General features: G+C 69.8%; 8 protein-coding genes. 6 read left to right on the top strand and 2 right to left on the bottom strand.

Annotated elements, in window-relative coordinates; genetic code table 11:
• Positions 1 to 393: 393 nt before the first annotated feature.
• Positions 394 to 663 (top strand): hypothetical protein, encoded by a 270-nt coding sequence (locus ADK55_RS09320; protein ID WP_053677014.1) that lies wholly within the window; start codon positions 394 to 396, stop codon positions 661 to 663.
• 78 nt (positions 664 to 741) lie between these two features.
• Here the strand turns inward: ADK55_RS09320 and ADK55_RS09315 are convergent, their stop codons facing one another.
• The gene (locus ADK55_RS09315; RefSeq protein WP_159041337.1) at positions 742 to 1,215 is read right to left on the bottom strand and encodes a hypothetical protein; all 474 of its coding nucleotides are present in this window, start codon (positions 1,213 to 1,215) and stop codon (positions 742 to 744) included.
• Between the two features lie 437 nt (positions 1,216 to 1,652).
• Between ADK55_RS09315 and ADK55_RS09310 the strand changes: the two genes are divergently transcribed.
• The 4 genes from ADK55_RS09310 to ADK55_RS38440 all read left to right on the top strand — a co-directional run bounded on the left by ADK55_RS09310 (position 1,653) and on the right by ADK55_RS38440 (position 2,923).
• Complete coding sequence (locus ADK55_RS09310) at positions 1,653 to 1,916, top strand: hypothetical protein (protein ID WP_053677012.1); 264 nt, start codon at positions 1,653 to 1,655, stop codon at positions 1,914 to 1,916.
• Positions 1,917 to 1,921: 5 nt separating this feature from the next.
• Positions 1,922 to 2,272 (top strand): DUF6233 domain-containing protein, encoded by a 351-nt coding sequence (locus ADK55_RS09305; protein WP_053677011.1) that lies wholly within the window; start codon positions 1,922 to 1,924, stop codon positions 2,270 to 2,272.
• A 95-nt stretch (positions 2,273 to 2,367) separates the two neighbouring features.
• Entirely contained in the window at positions 2,368 to 2,499 is a 132-nt protein-coding gene (locus ADK55_RS40420) for a hypothetical protein (RefSeq protein ID WP_267887339.1), read from the top strand.
• Positions 2,500 to 2,608: 109 nt separating this feature from the next.
• Positions 2,609 to 2,923 (top strand): hypothetical protein, encoded by a 315-nt coding sequence (locus ADK55_RS38440; RefSeq protein WP_159041336.1) that lies wholly within the window; start codon positions 2,609 to 2,611, stop codon positions 2,921 to 2,923.
• A 32-nt stretch (positions 2,924 to 2,955) separates the two neighbouring features.
• On the opposite strand, the gene ADK55_RS09290 is transcribed toward ADK55_RS38440, so the two are convergent.
• On the bottom strand, positions 2,956 to 3,993 hold the full coding sequence (locus ADK55_RS09290) for an Lrp/AsnC family transcriptional regulator (protein WP_053677008.1): 1,038 nt from the start codon (positions 3,991 to 3,993) through the stop codon (positions 2,956 to 2,958).
• A gap of 126 nt (positions 3,994 to 4,119) precedes the next feature.
• Between ADK55_RS09290 and ADK55_RS09285 the strand changes: the two genes are divergently transcribed.
• A partial coding sequence (locus tag ADK55_RS09285; protein WP_053677007.1) for an MFS transporter occupies positions 4,120 to 5,303 on the top strand: 1,184 nt, incomplete at its 3' end.

Below are 5,303 nucleotides of genomic sequence, written 5' to 3'. Positions count from 1 at the left end.
GTCGTCCCGTGCCGGCCCGTGATGTCGGCCAGGGCGCCGTTGACCCGTTGCGCCAACTCCTCGGCGGTCATCTCGTGCTCGTGCATCCACTCGGCGAGCGCTGTGTTCCTCCGGCGTGCCATGACCGTCACGGTAGGGGCAGCGCCTACGGGCCGTCAGCTAAAGCAATGGTCAATTCGTCAGTACCGCACGGCGAGACCGGATGCCGGTTCGTCATGTTCGAGAGGGTCGGCCGGCGCGGTGCCGTTGGGACAGCATCCGACGCCACCCCGATGGAGGCCCGACCATGACCGCCCACCGACCCCCGCCCCCCCACGGACGCGACGCGACGCACGCCCGACACGCACCGAACCCCCCGACCGCAGGCAGTCACGCGACGGCGGGAGACCGGCCATGGGCGTGAGCACGGACCCCTGCCTCGGCCTCGGACTCGGCCACCAGGACCACGCGCTCCTCGGGCATCAGGTCCGAGACATCGCCTCGGGCACCGTGGGCAGGCTCATGGCCGTGGTCGTCGAAGAAGTCCCCACCCACCGAGGGACTCGCCGCGTGCGGCTCGCCTACATCCGGCGCGACGGCGGCGGGCGCGAACTCGCGACCGCGGTGGGCAACATCGAGCAGTTCGACGGCATTCCGGGCGATCCCGGCAAGAAAGCCGGCTGACTGACCCCACCTGCGACGCACCCGCGCCCGGCACCTCTCCTCACAGGTGCCGGGCGCAGGCGTGCTCCGTCGAGGCGATCAGACCTTCGGTGATGTGGTGAAGGCGTACCGGACGGGTGCCTTGTCGTCGTTCTTCCAATCGAGCTCCACCACCACGGCGGTCACGGCCTGACCGCCGCCGTGGCCGATCGTGAACGACGGGGTGGTCACCGACCCGTCGCGTGCCTGGTCGAGCCGCTCGCGCAGGTCGGTCCATCGCGTCAGGCCGGCCGCCCGGCCGGGCCGCTTCCCGGTCACGCTCATGCCGGTGCCGGGGGCGTTGAAGATGCCACCGGGGGTGAAGACGCTCGCGGGCAGGTCCCAGGACACCTTCGCCCAGTGCGCGACCCGGCCGCCGGAACGCTTCGCGCAGGCCTTGACGGTGAATTTCCAGTTGTCGGGCCAGGGGCCGCTGTAGGTGGGGGTGTCGATGCTCTTGGAGCTCGTCTTGCAGGCCTCGGCGGCCTGCGCCGGCGCTGACATTCCCAGCGCGGCGATGGCGGTCACCGTCACCGCGGCCGTGACCCCCTACCTCGCCGCGGACCTGGTACCGCGCATCGAATCGGCCTCCCGTGATCGTCTGCCGTGACAACGACGGACGGCCGGAAGGGTCATTCATGCGACATGCGACATGCGGCGGGGACAGGGCAGGCGAACCGCCTGTCCATCGGGCGCGCGGCGCGCCACGACCGCCACCTCCTCCTCGACCCCCTCCTCCAGCTCACGGCGCCTACCCGCGTCGCGCCACCCGACCTTGCCGCCGGCCCGCACGTCTGTCTGCCGAACGGGTCACGAACCGGAGCGCCGACTTCCCTCACAGAATCGAACAGGTTTACGATTCAAGAGGGACCGACGAGAGCCCCTTCCCCGACGACCTCCTCCAGCTCCAGGAGCGCCTCCACCGCGCCCACGCCGAACACCGCGCCTACCTCGCCGACCTGCCCTGGAGCGTGGAACCCCAGACCGGCTGGAAGCGCGGTGAAGGGTTCTCCCACCGCGGCGACGTCCCCGACAGCCCCGGCTGGAGCGACGAACAGAAGGAGACGGTCGACCGGATGTGGGTCGAGATCCGGGAACTGTCGATCGCCGTCGCCGTCGCCGACCACCCCCACTGGGCGTCCGTCCCACGCGAGCACCTCGTGGACGCCCGTATGCGGCTCAAGAAGCAGACCCGCCCCACCGAAACCCGCATCGAAGTGGCCGAGGCGGCGTAGACGCCATGCAGGACCCACTCCTGCCCCTGCCACCGGCCCTGGACCAACTCCTGGTCATACGCCGCTGGCTGGAGCTCACCCTCGCCCGCGTCGACGAAAGAATCACCGCGGTTCGAGCCGCAGACGAACAGCGCGCTCGCCGCCTGCCGCCACCGGAACCACCCCGATGGTGGATCGAATACGGCATCGGCGCCGCCCGACACCCCGACCGCGTCCACACCGGCGCCTGCAAAGTCACCAGCCGCGGCCGCGCCGCCACCCGCGACATGATCCTTGAGGTACTGCGCACGGTGCCGTCCGCTATCGCGTGTCCACTGTGCCGACCCGACAGCGAACTGGGAATACTCGACAGTTGATCGCCCTTTCAGCAGCACCGTCGACTGTCATGCCGCTGTGGTTCTGGATGCCGGTGGGTTGTGTCAGTCGAAGGCGGTGTGGTTCATCGCAGGACGTGGAGGCGCGCGTCGGTCGGCTCGTCCTCAGGGCCGCTGCAGCGCTGGACGACCACACCGGCGATGTCTGGGGCACGGTGGACGAGCGACTGCGGTTCCTCGTGGAGCGGGTCGCGGCCCGGGTGTGTTGATCACGAGCGTTGTTGACGCTCTGCAGGTCTGGAACATTGGTTCGACACGCACGCGGCCCCGACGTCGGTGGAGGACGCCCGGTCGGCCCCCTGCACGTGCTCAAGATCAGTGAGGAGCCGGGCGAGGTCGCGCAGACCCTGCACGACACCCTCGGCCGTCAGCTTCAGCGACCTCTCCATCGCGGCCCGCAACGAAGCCCCGATCCCCAAGGGCCACCTGGTGATCCTCATCAGCGACGGCGTCCACGACCAGATGGACCCCGCCGTCCTCAACACCCTCGTTCACACGCACCACAACGACGCCCAAGCACTCACCGACGCCCTGGTCGCCGCACCGGAACTCGTCCAACGTGACGTCTGTGCCGAGGAGTTGAATGAGAAGTGGTGCGGCGACATCACATACGTGCGGGTCCCGAACGAGTGATCACGTGCATGGCAGCGTTCGAGGCCAGAGCATCACAACACGCTCAGTTGTAGTTCCGGTGGCAGCGGGTATGGGCCCGGGCCCTTGAGGGTTCGGTGGATGGGCGTGGTCACTGTGTGCCGCAGTCCGGGCAGTCCGGACACAGTCTGGGTCAGGTAGCGGTACAAGAGTTGCGCCGACTCCACCTGGATGCTCGCGTACAGGTTCGTCGCGCCGGTCACCGCCGCGGCGAAGGACACCTCGGGATGCGCCGCCAGGGCCTCGCCCGCCTCGGCCAGCCGCGCGGGGTCGATCTCCAGCCAGAGCGCGATCCTGAGCTTTCGGTGCAGGACGTCGGGGTGGTAGTCCACGTCGAAGTACAGCACGCCTTCGGCGTGTAGATCGTTGATGCGGCGGCGCACTGTGGACTCGGACAGCTTGGTGGCCGCGGCCAGTTCACCCACCGGGGCCCTTCCGTCGCGGGCCAGCAGGTCGAGCAGCAGTCGGTCGCGGTCGTCCAGCACGACGGGTTCCGAGCCGGCTGTCCACCCGCCGTCCGTTGGCCGCGGGGTCAGCGCGGCGACCTGCGCGTCGGTCAGCGGTCCGCTCTTGTTGATGAAGCCGAGGTCCTGGCCGAAGAACACATGCAGGACGCAGTGCGCGGAGACGTCGACCACCCGGGGGGTGCGGGGCAGCTTCTGCACCAGGAAGGGCTCCTCCAGGCCGGGGCCGCGGGTGCGAACCGCGGCCATCGTCTCCGTTCCCCCCGAGGTGAGGTTGACCCAGGTGGTGTCCGTGCGTCGGGCCAGTGCCGAGCCGATGGAGGCGGATGCGTCCGGAGTGCACCGCACGCGCACGAACCATGACAAGTCCCCCAGCCGGAACGGGTCGGTCAGACCCAGCACGCGCAGTTTCCCGGTGGTGCGCAGGCGGGTAAAGCGGCGAGCCGCGGTCTGGTCGGAGACGCCGAGCACGGCCGCGATCTCGGTGAAGGAGGCTCGGCCGTTGAGCTGGAGGGCGTGTGCCAGGGCCAGGTCTTCATCGGTGAGGTAGTGCCCCACACGGTCGGGACTGTCGAGATACGTCTTCACGACATCGATTCTAGGGAATGCGTGCAAATTTGGCCGTGCGAGTTATCTGATCGCGCACACGCCGTCAACAGTGGTCGAGGACCGAGGATTCGGTCCGTTCTTCGATCCCTGAATGGAGATGACAACATGCGTAAGTGGGGACCGCTCACAGCGGTCTGTCTCGGCGCGTGCATCCTGCTGGTGGACGTCACCATCGTGAACGTGGCGCTGCCCAGCATGGCCCGTGACCTCGGCGCGTCCTTCGCGTCGCTGCAGTGGGTCATCGACGCCTACGCGCTGGCTCTGGCGGCGCTGCTGCTCGCTGCCGGCGCTTTCGCCGACCGCTATGGGCACCGGCGAGCCTATGTGGGCGGGCTCGCACTGTTCGCCATGGCCTCGCTCGTGTGCGGCGTCGCTCCCGATGCCGGCGTGCTCATCGCAGCCCGGGCTGTGCAGGGCATCGGCGGAGCCGCCATGTTCGCCACCGCTCCCGCTCTGCTGCTCGCCTCCTACCAGGGGCCGGACCGCGGTACGGCCTTCGGGCTGTGGGGTGCGACCAACGGGGCCGCAGCGGCGGTGGGTCCGCTGCTGGGCGGCGTCCTGACGCAGCGCATCAGCTGGCCCGTGATCTTCTGGATCAACCTGCCCGTCGCGGTCGTAGCCATCGTTCTGTCCCGGCGCTTCATGGCTGCCGACCGGCCGGTCGCGGTCGGCCGGAAGAACCGCATCGACTTCCCCGGGGCCGCGACCTTCAGCGTGGCCGCCGGCGCCCTCGTTTACGGACTCATCCGCGGGTCCGACGACGGCTGGGGCTCGCCTGGCACCCTTGTCTCCTACGCTGTCGCCGCGCTCGCCCTCGTGGCCTTCGTGGTGGTGGAACACCGCACGGTCCACCGCGGCGAAACCCCGATACTGGACCTGGCGCTGCTGCGCAACGCCTCCTTCGCCGGGCTGTTGACCGGCGCGCTTCTCCTGCAGGCCAGCGCCTTCGGCTGCCTGGCGCTCGTGTCGCTGTGGCTGCAGTCCCTGGCCGGACTCGCTCCCATCGGGGCGGGTCTCGCTCTGACCCCGCTCGCGGCCGCGTCGTTCCTCGTCTCGGCCGTGACCGGCCGGCACATCCAGCGGCTCTCCCCGCGCCTGCCCATCGGGCTGGGTCTGCTGCTGGTGGCGGCGGGCATGCTCCTGCTGCGCGCCGGTATGTCGGAGGGCGCGAGCGCGACATCGCTCACCTGGGGGCTGGTCGTCACCGGTCTCGGGGTGGGCCTGGGCACGCCCGTCCTTGTCTCCGCCGCCACCTCCGCCGTGCCGCGGCAGCGCGCCGGCATGGCGGG

This window comes from Streptomyces sp. WM4235 (assembly GCF_001279725.1).
Taxonomy (GTDB): Bacteria; Actinomycetota; Actinomycetes; order Streptomycetales; family Streptomycetaceae; genus Streptomyces.
The sequence above is the reverse complement of the archived record's forward strand: the minus strand, read 5'-3'. Positions and strand labels throughout refer to the sequence as shown.

Bases quoted from the DNA above. Each gene is read 5' to 3' on its own strand.
- ADK55_RS09305 (WP_053677011.1), top strand. From the start codon at position 1,922: ATGCAGGACCCACTCCTGCCCCTGCCACCGGCCCTGGACCAACTCCTG.
- ADK55_RS09320 (WP_053677014.1), top strand. From the start codon at position 394: ATGGGCGTGAGCACGGACCCCTGCCTCGGCCTCGGACTCGGCCACCAG.